General features: G+C 40.1%; 22 protein-coding genes. 9 read left to right on the forward strand and 13 right to left on the reverse strand.

All coding sequences use genetic code 11. From position 1 onward, the window contains the following. Window positions 1–74 precede the first annotated feature (74 nt). From rpsR to radC, 7 genes are all read right to left on the reverse strand, one after another. Complete coding sequence (rpsR, locus tag EMIN_RS06905; RefSeq protein WP_012415521.1) at window positions 75–416, reverse strand: 30S ribosomal protein S18; 342 nt, start codon at window positions 414–416, stop codon at window positions 75–77. 31 nt (window positions 417–447) lie between these two features. Beyond that, window positions 448–882, reverse strand: coding sequence for a single-stranded DNA-binding protein (locus EMIN_RS06910; RefSeq protein WP_012415522.1), 435 nt, complete (start codon window positions 880–882; stop codon window positions 448–450). Between the two features lie 10 nt (window positions 883–892). Beyond that, complete coding sequence (gene rpsF / locus EMIN_RS06915) at window positions 893–1,207, reverse strand: 30S ribosomal protein S6 (protein ID WP_012415523.1); 315 nt, start codon at window positions 1,205–1,207, stop codon at window positions 893–895. 327 nt (window positions 1,208–1,534) lie between these two features. Beyond that, window positions 1,535–2,551 (reverse strand): adenylosuccinate synthetase, encoded by a 1,017-nt coding sequence (locus tag EMIN_RS06920; protein WP_012415524.1) that lies wholly within the window; start codon window positions 2,549–2,551, stop codon window positions 1,535–1,537. A 12-nt stretch (window positions 2,552–2,563) separates the two neighbouring features. Further along, window positions 2,564–3,955, reverse strand: coding sequence for an adenylosuccinate lyase (purB, locus tag EMIN_RS06925; protein ID WP_012415525.1), 1,392 nt, complete (start codon window positions 3,953–3,955; stop codon window positions 2,564–2,566). Window positions 3,956–4,074: 119 nt separating this feature from the next. Then, the gene (locus EMIN_RS06930; RefSeq protein ID WP_012415526.1) at window positions 4,075–5,127 is read right to left on the reverse strand and encodes a hypothetical protein; all 1,053 of its coding nucleotides are present in this window, start codon (window positions 5,125–5,127) and stop codon (window positions 4,075–4,077) included. Between the two features lie 104 nt (window positions 5,128–5,231). Beyond that, window positions 5,232–5,918, reverse strand: coding sequence for a RadC family protein (radC, locus tag EMIN_RS06935; RefSeq protein WP_012415527.1), 687 nt, complete (start codon window positions 5,916–5,918; stop codon window positions 5,232–5,234). A 71-nt stretch (window positions 5,919–5,989) separates the two neighbouring features. Here radC and lpdA point away from each other — a divergent pair, with 71 nt between their 5' ends. The 9 genes from lpdA (at window position 5,990) to EMIN_RS09540 (ending at window position 13,295) form a co-directional block, all read left to right on the forward strand. Beyond that, window positions 5,990–7,336 carry a dihydrolipoyl dehydrogenase gene (gene lpdA, locus EMIN_RS06940; protein WP_012415528.1) on the forward strand — a complete coding sequence of 449 codons (1,347 nt, stop codon included), beginning with the start codon at window positions 5,990–5,992 and terminating at the stop codon, window positions 7,334–7,336. A 7-nt stretch (window positions 7,337–7,343) separates the two neighbouring features. Then, entirely contained in the window at window positions 7,344–7,637 is a 294-nt protein-coding gene (locus EMIN_RS06945; RefSeq protein ID WP_148204468.1) for a hypothetical protein, read from the forward strand. Next, window positions 7,597–8,274, forward strand: coding sequence for an RNA methyltransferase (locus EMIN_RS06950; RefSeq protein ID WP_012415530.1), 678 nt, complete (start codon window positions 7,597–7,599; stop codon window positions 8,272–8,274). The genes EMIN_RS06945 and EMIN_RS06950 overlap by 41 nt, the downstream gene beginning before the upstream one ends. 39 nt (window positions 8,275–8,313) lie before the next feature. Then, window positions 8,314–9,426 (forward strand): butyrate kinase, encoded by a 1,113-nt coding sequence (buk, locus tag EMIN_RS06955; protein WP_012415531.1) that lies wholly within the window; start codon window positions 8,314–8,316, stop codon window positions 9,424–9,426. Between the two features lie 20 nt (window positions 9,427–9,446). Next, window positions 9,447–10,364 carry a phosphate acyltransferase gene (locus tag EMIN_RS06960; RefSeq protein WP_012415532.1) on the forward strand — a complete coding sequence of 306 codons (918 nt, stop codon included), beginning with the start codon at window positions 9,447–9,449 and terminating at the stop codon, window positions 10,362–10,364. Window positions 10,365–10,415: 51 nt separating this feature from the next. Continuing rightward, window positions 10,416–11,720: a M23 family metallopeptidase gene (locus EMIN_RS08455; protein WP_012415533.1), complete on the forward strand. Its 1,305-nt coding sequence runs from the start codon at window positions 10,416–10,418 to the stop codon at window positions 11,718–11,720. Beyond that, complete coding sequence (locus EMIN_RS06970; protein WP_012415534.1) at window positions 11,717–12,289, forward strand: ATP/GTP-binding protein; 573 nt, start codon at window positions 11,717–11,719, stop codon at window positions 12,287–12,289. Before EMIN_RS08455 ends, EMIN_RS06970 begins: the two co-directional genes overlap by 4 nt. A 3-nt stretch (window positions 12,290–12,292) precedes the next feature. Continuing rightward, entirely contained in the window at window positions 12,293–12,700 is a 408-nt protein-coding gene (locus tag EMIN_RS09535; protein WP_012415535.1) for an SEC-C metal-binding domain-containing protein, read from the forward strand. A gap of 70 nt (window positions 12,701–12,770) precedes the next feature. Beyond that, window positions 12,771–13,295, forward strand: coding sequence for a type IV pilin protein (locus tag EMIN_RS09540; protein WP_012415536.1), 525 nt, complete (start codon window positions 12,771–12,773; stop codon window positions 13,293–13,295). Between the two features lie 57 nt (window positions 13,296–13,352). On the opposite strand, the gene EMIN_RS06985 is transcribed toward EMIN_RS09540, so the two are convergent. The 6 genes from EMIN_RS06985 to EMIN_RS07005 form a co-directional block, all read right to left on the reverse strand. Beyond that, window positions 13,353–14,381, reverse strand: coding sequence for a HEAT repeat domain-containing protein (locus EMIN_RS06985; protein WP_012415537.1), 1,029 nt, complete (start codon window positions 14,379–14,381; stop codon window positions 13,353–13,355). Between the two features lie 95 nt (window positions 14,382–14,476). Then, window positions 14,477–14,635 carry a hypothetical protein gene (locus EMIN_RS08940; protein WP_012415538.1) on the reverse strand — a complete coding sequence of 53 codons (159 nt, stop codon included), beginning with the start codon at window positions 14,633–14,635 and terminating at the stop codon, window positions 14,477–14,479. Window positions 14,636–14,804: 169 nt separating this feature from the next. Continuing rightward, window positions 14,805–16,394, reverse strand: coding sequence for an N-acetylmuramoyl-L-alanine amidase (locus EMIN_RS08465; protein WP_012415539.1), 1,590 nt, complete (start codon window positions 16,392–16,394; stop codon window positions 14,805–14,807). A 14-nt stretch (window positions 16,395–16,408) separates the two neighbouring features. Further along, window positions 16,409–17,860, reverse strand: coding sequence for an Rne/Rng family ribonuclease (locus EMIN_RS06995; protein WP_012415540.1), 1,452 nt, complete (start codon window positions 17,858–17,860; stop codon window positions 16,409–16,411). Window positions 17,861–17,872: 12 nt separating this feature from the next. Beyond that, window positions 17,873–18,529, reverse strand: coding sequence for a DUF2344 domain-containing protein (locus tag EMIN_RS07000; RefSeq protein WP_187146161.1), 657 nt, complete (start codon window positions 18,527–18,529; stop codon window positions 17,873–17,875). Between the two features lie 22 nt (window positions 18,530–18,551). Further along, window positions 18,552–19,907 (reverse strand): FtsW/RodA/SpoVE family cell cycle protein, encoded by a 1,356-nt coding sequence (locus EMIN_RS07005; RefSeq protein WP_012415542.1) that lies wholly within the window; start codon window positions 19,905–19,907, stop codon window positions 18,552–18,554. Window positions 19,908–19,909: the final 2 nt, after the last annotated feature.

The raw sequence follows: 19,909 nt of genomic DNA on the forward strand, positions 1-19,909 counted from the left end.
GGTATTGCACTGTTTGAAAAATTATTTTTCAAACCGCCCGGCAATGCCAAAATTATACGCGGGCAAATATATTTTTATTTTTTAGGTAAAGAATAAGGCAAGATAGCCAAGTTTCTGTCCCTTTTAACAGCTGACGCTATTTGGCGCTGATGTTTAGCGCATGTGCCGGTAATTCTTCTGGAAAGGATTTTACCCGAATCCATTGTAAATGATTTAATGAACTGAAAGTTCTTATAATCAACATTTTCAATTTTTTCAGCGCAGAGTTTGCAGACTTTTCTTCTGCTTTCAAAGCGTTTTTTTCCAAAAGGACCTTTAGCCGGCCTTTCTGGTCTTTCTGATCTTTCTGCTCTTGCCGGCCTTTCTGCGACGGCTTCGGGAGCAGCTTCTGTATTAACAATCTTTTCTTCTGACATTATAACTTCCTCTTAGTTTTTGTGTAAATTTTTAAAACGGGACATCATCATCAATAGCTTCATTGTCAACCGGGGTATCATTAAACGAGGCGCCGGAGCCTGAAGCCGATTCAGAAAACGCAGACTGTAAAATCTGTATTCTTCTGCAATTAACCTGAAGATTTTTGTGCGCAACGCCGTTTTTATCCGTATATTCGTTAAGCACTAAACGGCCTTCAACGTGCACGGGCACGCCTTTTTTAAGCCTGTCCTTAGACCTTTCGGCCGCGGGACCCCAAAGGGTTACGGGCACAAAGGTTGTTTCGTCCTGCCAGCTGCCGTTAGCGTCCATATACCTGCGGTTGACCGCTATGTCAAAACGGCTTACAGCGGCGCCCTTTTGGGTAAAAGCCGTGTTCGCGTCTCTGGTCAGTCTGCCGGTAAGAAGAACAAGGTTCTGTTCAGGTAATCTTATTTGTGATGCCATTTTTATTTACCTATTTTACGGTTTGCGCTTTAGCTTTTATTTCGATAGAAAGCATTACTATTGAGCGCAGTATTTGTTCGTTAAGCTTGGCCATTTCATCCCAGCTTTTTACGAATGCAGGAAGAGCTCTGAATTTTAAATACACATAAAAACCGTCACGAACGTGATCGATTTCATGAGTAAATCTTCTTCTACCAAGCTTTTCTTCGGAGACTATTTCCCCGCCTGCTTTTGTAATAAACTCTTTCGCAGAGTTTAAAAACTCAGCCACTTCATTATCTGAAAGCTGAGGCTTAAGTATTGTTACTGTTTCGTAAGTTCTCATATTCCTTTTCTTTATTTTAGAATAAAAAAACCCCTACAAGAAAACCTTACTTTGGTTTCTCGTGGAGCACTAAGCAATTTTTGGCAATTTCACCGAAAGCCACGGCCTGCTTTTTCCTATAAAAATATTATCATAATTAAAAAGAACAGTCAAATCACAATGTTTGTATACCGTTATTAATATTATAAGAATAAACTTTTTTAATTCAACTAAACTCTCAAAAATAATTTTCCTCGAATATAAATTCTACTTTACCCGCCGAAAAACAAACAATTTCCAACAAAAAAAGAGCCGCTTTAAAGCGGCTCTTTTAACAAACAAAACAAATTACCTTACTATAACGTCTTCCAATTCGGCGCCGTGTGAAATAAGCGCAACTTTGGGGAAAGGATATACATCTTTCATCATATCCTCTATATTAAAAATGAAGTTTTTAGCTTCGTCGGTAAGGTCTTCAAACTTTTTAACATTATCATTGCCTTTAAACATATCAATGTGGGTAATGGCTATTTTATTACCGTTATTAATTGCGATAGCGCGTTTTGCGTAGTAAGGTTCAAAATCGCCTATTCTTCTTAACCTTTTGCTTACGGAGCCTACTTCGCCGCCTTTTGTATGGTAAACTTCCAAATCTTCTTCTTCGGTAATTTCACCCTTTAAAGGACCGGGGCCGACACGGCTTACATAAGGTTTAAAAATAACGTAAACGTCTCTTACCGCTTTGGGGCCTAAACCCGCTTCGGCCAAAAACGTGCAGGCGGTAGTATCGCGTGAAGTAACAAAAGGGTATTCCCCGTGAAGCAAAGAAAGTTTGATGCCTTGTGTTCCTTCAAGCAAAATATCCTCATTCTTACCAAGAGCCTTGTTAAGAAGTTCAGGTACTTCCCGTATATACTCTTTAAGCAAAGGCTCGTCTTTGGCAAAGGTAATCTGGCGGCGTTCAATTCTGTCCCTGACAGCCTGCCCCAAACCCGTGCCGACGCTTCCTATACTTTGCATAAAATGCGCATTTTCTTTTTCGGCCGAGGTCTGTGCGTCGTTAATTAAAACGGCAAAAGGGTCAACTATAATTCTGTCCCTAACGCCGGTAGCTTCAACTTCCGCCATAAACCATTCAAGTTTTGTATAAGCCCCCGGGCCTAAAACTAGTTTTGTTTTAGGGTTTAAAAAGCCCGAAGGTATGTTTTTTAAAGTGTATTTTTTACCGTCTTTGATAACAGTATGTCCCGCGTTCGGACCGCCGACGCGCACACAGTAACTGTAATTGCCTTTGTATGAAAGGTAGGCGGAAATTTTGCCCTTTCCTTCGTCTCCGGCTTGACCGCCGCTAACTATATCTATCATATTAACCTCTTATTATTTCAGCCCTTTGGCCAATTTTGCCGCTATTCCGGTGTATTGCTCTAAAGAAAGCTTTTTTAGTTTGTCTTTTACTTCTTTGCTTACATCTAAATCCTCAATAAATCTACGTAAAACTTCATTATCAATCTTTTTGCCTCTGGTTAAAGCTTTAAGCTTTTCATACGGGTTTTGAATGCCACAGGCTCTAAGTATTGTTTGAACACCTTCGGCAAGAACTTCCGGGTGCTCATGCAGCGCCTGGGCACACTTTTGCGTATTTACGCTTATTTTGCCAAGGCCTTTAAGTATGGCTGAGTAAGCCACAACAGAGTAACCGAAAGCCACGGCGAAATTGCGGGAAACCGTGGAGTCTGACAAATCCCTCTGCAGCCTTGAAACAGGCAACTTTGAGGAAAAATAGCCGAAAAGCGCGTTGGCAAGCCCTATATTTCCCTCGGCGTTTTCAAAATCTATCGGATTAACTTTTTGAGGCATGGTGGAAGACCCTACCTCCCCTTCGACCGGACGCTGCTTAATGTAATCGTCGCTTATATAACGCCACATATCCTGGCAAAAATCCAAAAGTATTGTATTGGCTCTTTTTACATTATCAAAAAGCTCCGCGTAAGTATCATGCGAATCAATTTGAGTGGAAACTTCATTTAAAAATATCTTTACGCCGCGGCCTTTGTTAAAGCCCGAAATAAATTTTTTGGCGAAAGAATGCCAGTTTACTTTATCAAACGCGGCAAAATGCGCGTTAAAGTTGCCCACGGCTCCGCCGAGTTTGCAAGATATCTGCTGTTTTTCAAGCTGTTTTATCTGCCTTCTTAATCTGTATTCAAAAACTTTAAATTCTTTACCGAAAGTGGTAGGAACGGCCGCCTGCCCGTGCGTTCTTGCCAAAATAATCGTTGAGGCGTATTTTTTGGAAAGATCCGTCAATTCTTTATGTATTTTTTTAAGCTCTGGAAGCAAAACATTTTCAACCCCGTCACGAAGCATAAGCGCGTAAGAAATGCTGTTAATATCTTCCGAAGTTAAAGCAAAATGTATCCATTCCAAACGGTTTTTAAGGCTTGAAGCGCCGAGCCTTAATTTTAAAAAGTATTCTATGGCCTTAACGTCATGGTTGGTGGCCTTTATTTGGCGGTATCCCCTAAATTCAATATCTTTTATTGTAACAAGGTCCGCTTCGGAAAGGGGCAAAATGGAATTTAAAATTTTAACTTCACTTTCTTTAAGTTTGGGAAAGTTTTTTAAACCCAGGCCTGCTAACGCTTTAAAATATTCTATTTCAACATTAACTCTTTGTCCGCTTAGCGCGGCTTCCCCCATATAATGGGAGAGCGCGGAAAGTTTGCTCTTGTAACGCCCGTCTAAAGGGCTTATGTGTGATTTTGACATAACCAAACCTATTATACAAATTTTAATTTTTTTTGAAAGGCCGTAAACCCTTTTATTAGTCCAAAAAATAAGGGAGGTTGTTTATTCCTCCCTTTATCTTTATAAAAACTAACTGTTTTCTATTTTTTAACTCCGAAAGCCCCGCTTACCACAGGCCTGAACCCGGCGCCGTTATACCCTTGGAAATTTATGTTAAAAATACCCAAAGCCTCGTCAGGGATTTTCCCGTCCTCACCGTAAAAATTGCCTTGAAAGCTTGATGTATAACTTCCGGTAGATTCATACTTTGAATCAATGCCTGAAGGCGTTGACGTAACTTTCAAACTTCCGCCCGAATTGTTAAAAGAACCGTCCGCCAAATTCAGATTTTGCGAAGTATTGTCCGTTTCAAAACTGTACCATTTGTGACCGTCAACATTTAAATCCATAGAGGCGCTTACTTTTTGGTCTTTGAAATTAGCGCTTAAAGTGATGCCGCCGGTTAAGTCAGCGTAACCTGCCGCCGTTTCCGGGTTAACTCCGTTATCTTTCATTAAAGTAACGCTGCCTAAAACATTACCTTTAAAGCTGTGATTGGAATCGTTATTGTTAAGGGCTGTTAAATCAGGTTTTTTGGTTGAGTCGGCAATTACAAAAGCGTCTGTAAAAATATAATTTCTGTCATAATGTGTGCCAACGGCAGAGTTATTAATATTAGCGGTTACAACCTCCCTCCAATAACCGAAATCACCGTGCTTAAGTCCCATTTTAGCGCCGCCTACGGCAAGTTTATTTTTGGCGGTATAAACAACACTTCCGCCCGTTGAAATAGCGGATGTGCCGCTGAAATCGGAAGTAAAAACAAAAGCCGTTAAAGGATAGCTTGATAAATTGTCTTTTTGAAAAATAAGAGGAGTGCTCATTGTTATAAAGGCAACATCGCCGTTTGCATCCAGCGTTACGGTCGGGGCCAGTTCTTTGGCGTAAACCGCTATTCCGCCTTTACCGTCAGTTGTTGTAGTGCTGTCCAAAGACATAATTTGCGTACCGTTAAGCGTAATAGTGTCACCGGCGGGCAGCGCGTTTAAAACAGAAAAAATTTGTGCTGAAACCGGTTCGCTTTTACTGTCGCACGCCGTTAAAACAAAAGCCCCGGAAAGTAAAATAAATAAAATTTTTGTAATTTTTGACATTAAGTCCTCCGCTAAAAAAGTTAAATCTTTATACAGTAAACACTAATAAATATAATTTGTCTTGTCCAGTGGGAAATGATAATAAAAAAACCGCAAGCCGGAAATTATATCTGGCTTTTCGCGCGCATGCTGTAATAACCGCCGCGCACAACAATAATATGGTCATGCACCATTATGCCCAAAATCCGCGCGGCCTGCGCAACTTCTTTGGTAAAAGAAATATCTTCCATAGAGGGGGAAGGGTCCCCCGAAGGATGGTTATGCACAAGCACTATCCCCACGGCTTTTGCCTTTAAAGCGCCTTCAACCACTTTCCTGGGTGATATGCTGGCGCGGTCAATAGCGCCTACGGAAAGTACTTCCGTACCTATAACAGTGTTTCTGACAGTAAGATAAATTACTTCAAAAACCTCATCCTTGTGTTCGGCCAAAGAAGCCCTGCAATAGTTAGCCACATCCTCAGGCGTTCTTATAATATCGGCCTTTTTTAATTTGCTAAAAGCGTATTTTTTATAAACGCCGCGCACCACTTTTAAAAATAAAGCCGTCTCCTTTCCTACGCCTTTAACTTCCATAAGTTCCTGGGGTGACGCGTCCAACACCCCGCTTAAAGAGCCAAATTTTTTTATAAGCTCCCAAGCTATGGGTTTTGTGTCTTTACGGGGTATAGAATAGGTAAGCAAAAGCTCAAGCGTTTCGTGCTCCATGAAACCGTCCAACCCGTTTTTGGCAAACTTGTTTTTTATTCTTTCCCTGTGTCCGGTATGGCTTGGCTTTTCTTTTTCTTTCATACTTGTTATTATAGTTTTTTGTAAGAATATTTTTAATGATAAAATATATTTAGTTTCCAATAGGGGGTTTTATGAGCAAAAACATTGTAATTATAGGCGCCGGCCCGGGCGGATATCCCGCTGCGTTAAAAGCCGCTTCTTTAGGCGCGAAAGTAACAGTTATTGAAAAAAAAGCCGTCGGCGGAACCTGCCTTAACTGCGGCTGCATACCTTCAAAATCTCTTTTAGACGCGGCTCACCGTTTTGATATAGTTAAAAAAATACCCTCGCTTGCTATAGAAGAATCCATAACCGCTAATCCCGATTGGAATAAAATCTCTTTAAGAAGAAAAAATGTTATTGAGCGTTTTCAAAAAAGTATTCTTTCAATGTTTAATACGGCGGGTATTACATATATTGAAGGCCGCGCTAAATTTAAAAATGATAGCGAAGTTGAGCTTTTAACACAAGAAGGAATGAAAATAATCCATTTCGACTCTGCTGTTTTAGCCGCCGGAACACACCCTTTTATACCGGAAATTTTTAAAGGCATTGATATTTTAGACAACAGCAATGTATTTGATATACCTAAACTGCCACAAACAATTACTATTTTAGGCGGCGGCGTTATAGGGTGCGAATTTGCAAGCCTGTTTAATTCTTTAGGCGTAAAAGTAACAATTATTGAAATGCAGCCCGCCCTTGTACCGGGTGAAGACGAAACCTCGATAAGAACGCTCACACAATCCTTTAAAAAACGGGGAATAAATATTTTAACCTCCGTAATAGCGGACAAGGCGCGCGTTGAAAACGGCAAAAAAATTATTACTTTATCCACAGGCGAGGATATTGCCGCTGACGAAATTTTAGTTGCCGTAGGCCGCACGGCGCACCTTGGCGATATCGGACTTGAAAATATAGGCGTACCGTGGACAAGAAGGGGCGTTGAGGTTAACCCCCAAACTTTACACCTTGCCAAAAATATTTACGCTGTGGGCGACGTAAACGGACTTTGCCTGCTTGCGCACGCGGCTTCAAAACAAGGCGAGGTGGCGGCTTCAAACATTTGCGGACATAAAGAAGTTTATAATAATAATTTAATACCGAGAGCAATGTATACCTCGCCGGAAGTTGCCTCTGCGGGTTTAAATAAGGCGCAGGCTGAAAAAGCGGGATATGAGGTTAAAATCCAGCGCGCGTTTTTTTTAGCTAACGGCAGAGCACAAACGCAAGATGAAACCGAAGGGCAGTTGCAAATTTTTTCTGACGCTAAAACTTTAAAAATTTTAGGCGCGGCCATAGCCGGCCCGAACGCCAGTGAAATGATTCATATTTTTAGCGTGGCTATTGCCGCCGGTATGACAACAACCCGGCTAAAAGACGTTGTGTTCGCGCACCCCAGTTTATCTGAAATTATAACGGAGGCTTTGGCTAAATAATATGGAAATGCCCGAACTCTTTTTTTATCTTATAGTTTTGATGGTTTTTATATCAGCCGTATTTAAAACTTTTAAGATAATGTTTATAGGCTCTTTGGCCGGCATAGTTACCATGCTTTTTAAATGGGGTGCGTTTAGCTCCTACGTTGAAGCTAACCCGGGTATAGGATTACATTCACACCCGTTCCCGGTGGAAATTATTTTTATACTTCTTATAGTAATTTTTATAGTTTCTTTTACAGGTTTGGCAAAACAAAAAAATGATAACGATAATACTGGTAAAACCGAGAAACCCCAATAACATAGGCGCCTCCGCGCGCGCTATGGCAAATTTCGGGTTAAGCGACCTAAGAATCGCAGGCGCGCATATCCCTAATTTGGAGGAAGCGCAAGCTGCCGTCGGGGCTGAGGATTTATTAAAAAAAGCTAAAATTTTTGACAATTTGCAAGACGCTCTTGCCGACTGCAATTTTGCCTTCGCCGCGACAAGCCTGAAAAACAGAAACACACAAAAAGAAATTGTTTCGCTGCCAAATATAAACAACCATATTAAAAGGGGCAAAATTGCCGTTGTGTTCGGCTCCGAAAAAACGGGTCTTAGCGTAAAAGACATTGAACTTTGCGACGCTGTTTTAAATATACCAACAACAACAAAACAGCCTTCTGTAAATTTGGCGCAGGCGGTTAATCTTGTGTGTTATGAAACAGCAAAAACAAAAAATTTTAAAACTTTAAAACAGCAAAAAACGAACCTGCCTTCTTTTAAAGATATTGATTTGCTTACCGCTGATATTTTGGAATTATTTGACAGGAAAGAGTTTAAAAAAGAGCTTACAAAAACTGACCGGGAACTGCTTATAAAAAATATTTTAAAAAGTTCGTCATTATCAAAAAAACAGCTTTTTATTATTAAAAAATTCCTTAATTTGTTAAAATGATTATATATATTCATTAGACACGGCTTGAAAAGGTGAAATATGGAACACAATATTTTAGTTATAAATCCAGGGTCAACCTCGGATGATATAGGCTATTACAAAGGCCCAAAAACCGTATTTGAAGAATCAGCAAGATATTCTCAAGAAGAGTTGGATTCATTTGCAGGCAAAGAACTTTCCGAACAAATTCCTTTAAGAAGAAAATTTTTATTAGACGTTTTAAAAAAACATGAAATCAATTTAAATGAAATAGACGCCGTTATCGGCCGCGGCGGGCTGTTAAAACATATTGAAGGCGGCATTTATACAATTAACGAAGCTATGCTTGCCGATTTAAAAAGGGGTTATAACGGCCATCACCCGAGCAATCTGGGCGGTATTTTGGCGCGTGAAATCGCCGAATCTTTGGGCAAACCATGTTTTATAGCGGACCCTGTGGTAGTGGACGAAATGGAGCCTCTTGCCAGATACACAGGATTTAAAGAAATAAAAAGAAAATCAATTTTTCACGCTTTAAACCAAAAACGCGTGGCTATTACCGCAGCCAAAGAACTGGGCAAAAAGTATAAAGAATGCAACTTTATAGTAATGCACGGCGGCGGCGGCGTAAGTGTGGGCGCACATAAAAAAGGTAAAGTTATAGACGTGTCTGACGGCTTTGAAGGCGCAGGCCCGATGACTCCGCAAAGAAGCGGCGTTTTACCCAGTTTAGAGCTTGTTGAAATGTGTTTCAGCGGGCAGTATACAATACAGGAGCTGCGTAAAAAAATGCGCGGCCGCGGCGGCATGATAGCGCATACGGGCACTTCCGATATTGCGGATTTATATAATTATATTTCCTCCGGGAAAAAGAAGCCCGGCTCAACAATCAATTGTTCAAGAGAAGCGGCGCAGGAAGCATTTGACGCCATGATTTACCAAATCTCAAAAGAAATAGGCGCTATGGCTACCGTACTTAAAGGGGATGTTGACGCTATTATTTTAACAGGCGGGCTTGCCTATAATGAATATTTAGTTAATATGATAAAGGAAAGAACAGGATTTATTACGGATAAATTTTTTGTGTATCCCGGAGGCGATGAAAAGGCCGCTTTAAAAGAAGCCGCCGCGCGCGCTTTGGAAAACCCTGAAATAATTAAACAATATAAATAAAACTTAGGAGAATTAAATAAATGAAATTCAAAAATTTCACCGACCTTATTACCCAGGTCAAAGGCAAATCGAACAGAGTTGTAGTGCCCGGCGCTAACAACTCGGAAGCGTTAGAAGCTATAAAAATGGCTGATGAAAACGGACTTATAAGCAGCGGTATTTTAATAGGCCCCGAGGCGCAGGTTAAAGAAATGATGTCCGCCATAGGATTAAAAGAAGATAAATTTACATTTATAGAATGCGCCGACGTTCCTACAATGTGCAACTTAGCGGTTGAACAAATTATTAAAGGCAACGGCGACTTTTTGGTAAAAGGTTTAGTTGACACCAAATATTACATGAAAGCTATTTTAAATAAAGAGGCCGGCCTCGTCCCTGAAGGAGCCATACTTACGCACTTTGTTTTATTTGAAGCCGCGAAATACAAAAAAATGTTCGCTGTTTCGGATTCGGCTATATTAATTTCCCCCACGCTTGAACAAAAAGTAAAAATTATTAATAACGCCGTAAGCGTGTTTAATAAAATAGGTGTTGAAAATCCCAAAGTATCAATGGTTTGCCCCGTGGAAAAAGTTAATGAAAAAATTCCCAGCACGGTTGACGCCGCCGCCTTGGTTGAAATGAATAAAAAGGGCGATATCAAAGGCTGCGTTATTGAAGGACCTTATGACGTTTACATGACGTTTTCAAAAGAACTTGCGGCTGAAAAAGGCATTAAAAACGCCGAAATACCGGGCGACGTTGACCTTTGCGTCCTGCCTGATTTAGACGCGGCCAATCCGCTTTATAAAGCGCTTACATTCTTTGGCGAGGGTGTTAAAGCGGCCACAATACTTGTAGGAGCTAAAATACCGGTTATTTTACCGTCAAGAGCGGACGCTCCCAACACAAAATTAAACGCGATAGCGCTTTGTTCTTTTCTTAAAGACCAAAAATAATTAATACTAAAACGGCGGGGATTCTATCCCCGCCTGAAGTTTTTATAACCCATGAAAGAAAAAATAAAAAATACGGTTAGCTTTTGCAAAATCTGTTATTCTAAAGTAGAAAAAGGGCTTTTCTACTTAATGCTGCTTTGTATTGTTTTATGTTCCATTGCTATCTTCTTAATAATGAGAGATAAAAAAGCGCAAAGAAACGCTATTATACCGCCGCCTAATACCTCTGTACGCGAACAGAATATGCAAAAGACGCTTCTTTATAACCACCTTGAACAAACAGGTTTAGATAAAATTCTTATTTATAACATAGTAAATAAACTTGATACTGTAATGCATACGCGTAAAATAAGACCGCAAGATTCATTTATGCTTGTTACCGGCGATGACAACGCCTTTAAAATGCTTGTGGTAACACGCGATTTAACAAGGTATTATGTAGCCGCGCTTGAAGACGGTGAATTAATCGCGGGAATTATAGACATAGAAGTAAAAACAAGGCAAAAAACGGCTTACGGCACCATATACAGTTCTTTATTCGCCTCCATGCAGAGCGAAGGAATGACTGTGCCTTTAATAGTGGCTTTTACGGACATTTTTTCTTGGAATATCGATTTTAATTCCGAAACCAGAAAAGGCGACACGTACAGCATAATTTGGGACGAAGACTACACCGTTACCGGAATGGTGGTTGACCAGCATATACTTGCCGCAAAATATGAAGGCGGTATGGCCGGCAAAAACTACGCGTTCGGCTTTGAGGGTGATTTTTACGACAAAGACGGCAAAGTAACAAAAAAAATGTTTTTAAAATCACCGATAAGTTTTAAAGGTGTAAGAATAACATCGCGCTTTAATCCGCGCAGAATGCACCCCATACTTCGCATAAGACGCCCGCATTTAGGCATTGATTACGCCGCGCCTGTGGGCACGCCGGTTGAAACAATAGCCGACGGCGTTGTAACCTTTGTGGGCTGGAAGGGCGGTTTTGGCAATTATATAGAAGTTAAGCACGCTAACTCATTTGTAACCACTTACGGGCATTTAAAAAGTTTTAATGTTAAAAAAGGGGAAAAGGTTAAGCAGGGTAAAGTTATAGGGTATGTAGGCTCCACGGGATTAAGCACCGGACCGCATTTGGATTTTAGAATAAGCGAACACGGCAAATTTCAGGATTTCTTGAAAATGAAAAACAGAAATTCCGCAGTAAGCGAAATAGCTAAAGACAAAATGAAAGAGTTTGAAGTTGCCAGAGATAAATATTTGGAAACTTTAAATAAGTTAGATGAAAAACTAAAAACCCCTGCGCATATCGAAAATGCGCCGGAAGACACCATCCAAGAGGGCGAGCTATGAAAAAAACAATTGCATTAACCGGAGGCCCGAGCGGCGGTAAAACAACGGCCTTATCAATACTTAAAGAGGCGTTCGGCCAAAAAGTTGAACTTGTTAAAGAAGCGGCTACATTAATTTACAGCGGCGGTTATCCCAGGAAAGACAATTCCCCCAGACATACGTTTCACGGACAGCGCATAATTTATTTTGTATCCAAAGAACTTGAAGCCTTGGCGCAGGAAACTTCGAACGCTAACGTAATAGTATGCGACCGAGGAACGCTTGACGGTGCGGTTTATTGGCCTTACGGCGTGGAAGATTTTTTAAAAGAAATGAACACCACAAAAGAAAACGAATTTAAAAGATACGACTTGGTAATACACCTTTCCCCCCCTATGGATAAAAGTTTTTACCAGGAAACAAGCGTGCGTACCGAAACATTGGAAAAGGCGCTTGAAGTTGACCAAAAGATATTAGATATTTGGCAAGGCCATCCAAACAGAGTAGTTATAGAAAGAACAGCCGATTACTTTGAAAAAGCCAAAATCATAAAAAATTTAGTAGCTCAAATTGTAAATTCACAGGAGTAACAAATGATTTGGAATCCGTTTAAGAAAAAAGAAGATGCCCAAAAGCAAAACACATCTTCGGCCGACCAGGCAAAAACCCAACCGGGAAAAAAGGAATCTATTGAAGAAAAAATAGAACGCGAATTTGCCACTTTACCGGGACCTGTAAAAAAACAAATGTCTGACCCTGCCGTTAAAGCGCGGTTTATTGAAATTGCCAAACGCATGGAAAAAGACGGCGTGGATTTTAAAAACATCAAACAGATGAAAAAGTGGATAAAAGCCCATGAATCCGAACTTAAAGAAGAACATCAAAACGGACATAAAATACAAACCGTGGTAAAAAGCGATGATGAAAAAATAGGACGCAACGACCCTTGCCCTTGCGGCAGCGGTAAAAAATACAAAAAGTGCTGCGGATCCGCTTCATAATCACCTTATTTTAATAAAATCCCGTTAAAATTTAACGGGATTTTATTTTTAATGTTTGTATAATATTCAAATGAAAGCAAATATAAAAAAAGGATTTACCTTAATAGAACTTTTGGTGGTAGTTCTTATTATAGGTATTTTGGCCGCCATAGCTTTACCCCAATATCAAAAAACTGCGGACAAGTCACGCCTGATAGGCCTGCTGCCTTTATGTAAAGCTATTAAAGACGCCGAGGAAAGGTATTTTCTTATGACGGGGGAGTACACCTTGGATTTTGATAATTTAGACGTTGAAATGCCCTCCGGAAGCAGTTCCTCCACAACAAGCCGCCGCTCATATTCCAACGGTGATTATTTTAACTTAGTGGCCGACACGCCAAGCACTACTTGGGCGGTTTACGGACGCAACTCAAAAGTGCTTAAGGATTTTTTATTAAGAGTAACCTTAGATAACGGAAAAAGCAACGGCAAAATATATTGTTACGCCTATAATGAAAATAAAAGGGCGCACGGGGTATGCAAATCTTTGGGTGGTAAATTATCAAGCACAGGGTGCAGTTCAACGGGACCTTGCAGTTATTATCAAATATTATAAAAATTAGTTTTAAATAAAAATCCCCCCGGTTAACTGGGGGGATTTTTATTTCTTTAACTACAATAAATTAATAAAAGCCCTTCCTGTTTGTTCGGCAATTTCGCTTACCTTCTTACTGGGGTCATTTTTCATAGCCGCTATTAAAGGAATTAAACTTTTTAAATTTTGCTTTTCCAAATCCATATCGGCAATTTTACCTTTATATTCAGACAACGCTTTTGCTTTTACGGAAACGGCGCGCAAAGAATTTATCCTGGTATTTTCATCAGAACTCTTTAACCCTTCTCTAATAATATCAATACCGTCCGCTTCCATAAAGCCCAGTGTTAAAGAACATCCTAAGGCAATTTTTTTGGAACTGTCCGTTGAAAGACATTTCTTTATACCCGGTGCGGCTAAATCAGGTCTTCTGCTTAAAGAAAACGCTATATCGGAAATAATGTCTGAGTCACTTTCCGTCTTAAGCATGGCAAACAGCGCTTTTGTACTGTCCTCCCCGGTAAAAGTGCCAAGCATCTGCGCGGCGCCCTTTCTTACGGAACTGTCTTTACTTTTAGCCGCTTTTTTTACCAATTTAACAAGCTCTTTTTCTTTGTAGCCGGTTAAAGCGTTTAAAGCTTTTAAAGCAAACACTTTGTCAAAGCTGTAAAGACCGATAATCAAATCCGCATTCTTTTTATCAAGCCCGCCTAATAAAGCCAAACTTGCGGCTGCGTAACCTTTTACAATGGAGTCTTGGCTGCTTAAGCCGCTGCTTACAATATCAATAAGGTCCTTGTTGCCAGAGTCCATAGAAGATAAAATAACCGCACCGAAAAATACTTTAATAGAATCAGCCGTAGGGGAAAGAATAACGCTTAAAATATTATTTTCAAACTTAGCGGGAGGCACGGAATCAATAAGCGCGGCTGCCGAAGCAAACATAAGATTTTGGTCATGTGTTCTTGAAAAAATTGTTATAGCGTTATAGAAGTCTTGCTCGGTAGTTAAGTTGCGGGCCATTATAGGTTTAAGCGTTTCTTTATCTTGCGCGCTCAGCCCAGCCGCGAACAAACAGATAAAAATAAATAAAAATATTTTTTTCATAAAATCTCCGTTTTTGAATATAAAGAAATTGTATCAAAAGAAAAACCCCTTGGGGTTTATCAAGGGGTTTAAAAGGAGGGGTTTAGGGAATAAAATCAGTCCATAAAGAAAGTTTGCGCTATTCTTTTTAAGGAATTTTCTCTTTGCTTTGTATCCGGCTTGGCAGTATAAATATGGTGAGGTCCTTTCTCGTTGTCTATAATAACCATTTTTGAATCGCCGAGCGCCAAAAGGAATTTTAAAGTATTTTTCATGGTATCTCCATTGCTCTACTATACTTTAATTAAATTTTGCAGGTAAAACCAGGGTCTAAAGGCCTATTTTAACGATAGGTCCTTTTTTCATTTAAGTTCTTAAATGGTTTTATGATTTTTAAAAGAAGATAAAAATAAAAACCCCCGTTTTAAAAACGGGGGTTTTAAATTATTGCCATCCTTCGGCTTTAGCGTAAGAAAGTATTCCTTTATAAATACCTTCCGCCAGTTTATTCCTTACGGCCTTGGTGTTAAGCTGTTTTCTGTCTGAAGGGTTGCTTATATACCCGCACTCTACAAGTATAGCGGGTGAATCAACGCCTTTTAACACATAAAAATTAGCCTGTTTTATGCTGCTGTTGGGGTTAACTCTTATCCCTGTGCCCGCGGTTGCTTTTACACTGTTGCGCACATGCCCCGCCAGTTTGGAACTTTCATTAATATATTCATTAACCGCTAAAAATTGAAGCAGCTTATCAGCGAAAGCAAGGTTAATTTTTGTATCTTCATACTGTAAGGCTTCGTTTTCAAACGCAGCGGTTTCGGCGGCTTCGGAGTCTGTGGCTTTTTCCGAGCGGAAATAAACTTCAAACCCCTGCGCGGCAGTTTTCTTTGAAGCGTTGGCGTGTATGGAAACAAACAAATCAGCATCAAACTCATTAGATATTTTGGAACGTTGGTTCAGCGCAAGAAAAGTATCGTTATCACGAGTAAGTTTTACGTCAAAACCTTTTTTCTTGAGAAGAGCGTACAACTCTTTCGCTATCCAAAGGTTTATATCTTTTTCCGTTGAGCTGTATTTTCTTGTAGCGCCGGGATCCTTACCGCCGTGGCCGGGATCGATAACGATTTTCATTTTACGTTTTGTGTTTTTAGAAGTTGTTTGCACGGCAGAAGGTTTTGCCCTCGCTATTACGACCGCTGAGGATGAGAAAAAACTGTCCTCCGCCAAGATTTCCCCGTCGTCGTCTTCGTCATCAGATTGGGAAATGTTGTCTTCTCGTTTAACGGCAGGTAAAGACGCGTCCGCAGCAGCGGCTCCAAACCCCTTTTCCCAAGCTTTAAAAACAAGGTTACGCCCTTCTTTTTCCAAACTCCAGCCGTCAGTCTTTGGGGAGGTTAAAAAACGTATACATTCATTATCGCCGCATTTTTTTACGGTAAAATTATTTATAAATTTATCTTTTAACCTTACTGTTCCTATACGTTTAAAAATACCGCCCTGAATTTCTACTTCCGCCACACGTTTGTTTTTAACCGTTTTTGTAAAAGGCAAATCTTTTTTCATGTCAAAAACAACTATTGAATGCGTGTTAAATGTTTCCGAATTTAAATATTCAATATTATAAAACCTTTCCAGGCAAAACTTCCCGTCTGAAAAAAGAAGCTGTCTTCCCAATGCTTCCGATAATGCTTTATGCAGAAAAAAATCAACCGGAATATAAATTTTTGACTTTGTAATTTCAGCAGGCAAAGACAGTTTTTCCTGCTGCCCGTTAACAATGATTTCCGTTTTACCGGCGTTGATAACCGCGGTAAAAGATTTTATTTTAATACGCATTTGTTTAGATTGGGCAAAAAACTGGCTTTCGCCGCCTAGTTTTTTGGCCATAGCCTGGGCGTCTACAAAAACAGTGGAGTAGTTTATGTATGATCTAACCGAACCTTTGCTTTTTCCGCTGTCAAAAATATTGACTTCATTGGAAAAAGCAAAAGCGGACATACATAAAAGTACAAAGCTTATTAAAACCTTTTTCATTTAGCTGCTCTTATTTATTCTAAAACTATTTTATAGTCTTCCCAGGAAAGCTGCGCGTCGGACTGTATTTTCATGGAGCGGTGTATATTTTGCTCGATAACGCTTTGCTGGTGTTTAATTTGGTCAGCCAGTTCGGGGTGAAGAACTATTCGCAAATTACCGCCTGGGCGCCCTTGGGTTAAATCGTAAATCTCACGCTGTATTTTAATGCGCATACTCTCGGCCGAAAGCACCCTGCCTGAACCATGGCACTGCGGGCACTCCTCTGTAAGAAGGCTGCCTGTGCTTTCTTTTTTTCTTTCTCTTGTCATTTCAACAAGGCCTAAGCGGGTAATAGGTAAAATTCTTATTTTGGCCCTGTCTCTGTGAACAGCATCGGCAAGAGCTTCTACCACACGGTGCCTGTTAGACGCCTTTTTCATATCAATAAAATCGATAACCACAATGCCGCCTATGTTTCTAAGGCGAAGCTGGTGCGCGACTTCCTGGGCGGCTTCAATATTTGTTTGGGTAACAGTTTCTTCTTGCGATTTGCTGCCAGTAAATTTACCGGTATTAACGTCTATGGCGCACAAAGATTCGGCCTCCTGAATAATAATACTACCGCCATTGGGAAGAGAAATTTTTGTTTTCCTTAAATTATCTATTTCCGACTCAATGTTAAAGGCTTCAAATATCGGCGTTTTGCCTTTATAAAGTTTTATTTTATCTTTAAGTTCAGGCGAGTTTTTGGAAACGAAATCCAAAACATTCTCATAATCTTTTTTATTATCAAGGTAATAAACTTCTATATTTTCAGATAAAATATCGCGCGATACCTGCAAAACCGCATCCATATCCTCATGCAAAATAGAAGGTGAAGGTAAAGTCTCAAATTTATTTAAAATACTTTGCCACTGGCGGTATAAGTATTTAACTTCCCTTTCAAGTTCGTCTTTGGTAGCCTCTTCAGCCTCTGTGCGCACTATACAGCCCATGCCGTGAAGATATTTCTCGGCAAGTTCTTGCACCATGTCGTTTAATTTATGCCTTTCCTGGTTGTCTTCAATATTTTTTGACACGCCCACAAAACTCTGGTGCGGCGTTAAAACCAAAAATCTGCCCGGCAGCGTTACGTCCATTGTAATTTTCATGCCTTTTGTGCCTATCGCGTCTTTTACGACCTGCACCATAATTTCCTGCCCTTTCTTAATTACTTTTTCAATATTTTTCTTTTCATCTCCCAACACGTCTGAAATATATAAATACGCGTTTTTCTCGTAACCGATATTTACGAACGCGCTTGAAATGCCGGGCAAAACATTTTCTACCGTAGCTTTATAAATATTGCCTACTATGTTTACGGCGCCTCTGCGCTCCCACATAAGTTCGGCAAGCCTTCCGTTTTCCACAATCGCAACTCTTGTTTCCTCAAAAGAGGTGTTGGCTAACACCTCCACTTTTAATCCCGTCGATGTCTTACTCATAAAAAATTCCTCTTATACTTCGCTGTACCCGCCAAGAGAGTTAGCGTAATATAACTTTTGTTTAATAATTTCTACTTCTGTTTTTTTAAAACCTTCGCCCGGTAAAGGAAAATCCAAATTAAGCCACCTGGCTAAAAACAGCTCAACTCTTTGGGATTTACCGTTAACGGTTTGAAGTATTATTTTTAAAGTGTCTCCGTCTGCCAGTGCCTTATAAATATAAGGCTTAATATCAATTTCAAGGCTGATATTTTCCTGGTTGACCGTAATAAAAATATTTTTACCGCTCAAAAATTCTTCCAACTTTACGGGGTTGTATTTTTGTATTCCCCGAACTTCGTACTCAACCGCGTCCGTCAAATTTGCCACTGAAGGAAACTGGTACGGAATGCTTTTTACTTCCAAAATCTTTATTCCTTTATCAGAACCAAATAAAATATTTTGTTTTACTTCGCTTTCTTTAACATTTTGCGTAAAATATAAATCCACGTATTCGGCGTTGCTTAAAACCCCTTGGGCTAGAGGCGGCCCAAAAGTAAGTCTGGGCCAGCTTTTATTAATTTTTTCCGCCGCGGCGTAAGGCAGAGCGGATTTTAAAACAGCGTCACGCCACGCAGCGCTTATTTCGCCCTGTTGCATATATTTACCGCGCGCGTACCTAATACGCATTTTATAAATTTTTAACATACTTTTAAATAAAAGTTATTCTTCTGGAATAAACCGAGTGTATTATTCCCAGCGCCCACATGCTTGCCACAAAATTTGAACCGCCGTATGAAATAAGCGGCAGCGGAATGCCCGCCACGGGAACCAGTCCTATAAGCATTCCGAAATTAACAATACAATATATAAAAAACATGCTAAAAATACCGCTGCATACCAAATAACCGTAAAAATCACAGGCGCAATACGCTATAAACACAATACGCCATAATATTACAAGAAAAAGCCCCAAAACGGACAAGGTGCCCCAAAGCCCTAGTTCCTCGCCCACTACGGCTAAAATAAAGTCCGTATGTTTTTCTGGCACGAAACCCAGGCGGGACTGCGTGCCTGAAAATACACCTTTGCCCAAAATTCCGCCCGAACCCATTGCTATCTGCGCCTGTAAAACATTGTAACCGGCTCCTTTAGGGTCCGATTTTGGGGCTAAAAAAACCTCCACGCGTTTTCTTTGGTAAGGCTTAATATGCTTATCTGCTATAAGCCCGCAAAGAAAACCTGTTATTATTACAGCGCCGGCAAGCAGGCAAACAGCCGCCGATACAGGCATTCTAAGTTGTTTTAATGTCCACCAAACACCCAAACAAACGGCTATCACAAAAGCGCAAAACCCTGCCATATAAAAATAATTAGTAGACATTTTCCCCACAGTAGCCCATAAAAAACTTTTTTGGGCCAGCTCCGGATACATTTGCAAATAAGTCCATAAAATAGGAAATATGCCCGCGAAAAAACCAAACAAACATATTAAAACCAAATAATAAAGATTTACGCCCGCGCAATATAAAAGCGCGAGCAATGCGGGAAGCGTAATTACAACAGATGAAAAATCGGGCTGTTTCATAATAAGTAAAAAGATGGGCGCTACCAAACAAAAAACTCCCGCCATTACTATAGGTTCTTTTATTCTGCGGGCGTTTCTTTCTAAAAAAGCGGCGGCTATGAGAAGCGTGGCCACACGGCATATTTCAGAAGGCTGGAATGAAAAAAACGGAAAAACAAACCAAGATTTTGAACCCCTTTGGTAAGTGCCGAAAATAAGCACCGCTATTAAAAGAAACAACACAAATCCGTAAATCCATTTCCATTGCTCCGAATAAATTTGGTAATTAAAAAACCAGCCTATCAAAAAAGCCCCCAAACCCAAAGGCAGCGCTATAAGCTGTTTTCTTACGATAACAGAGCTAAGGTCCGTATCAGCAACAGCGCTCATAATACATATTGTTCCTATGAGCACAAGCAAAAAGATAGCCCCGATAAAGAAATAATCCACACGGGTTCTTTTAATATTTTGGTCCGCTCCGTAAGAATTTTGGTTTAACATAA

The sequence above is a fragment of the Elusimicrobium minutum Pei191 genome (assembly GCF_000020145.1).
GTDB classification, from domain to species: Bacteria; Elusimicrobiota; Elusimicrobia; order Elusimicrobiales; family Elusimicrobiaceae; genus Elusimicrobium; species Elusimicrobium minutum.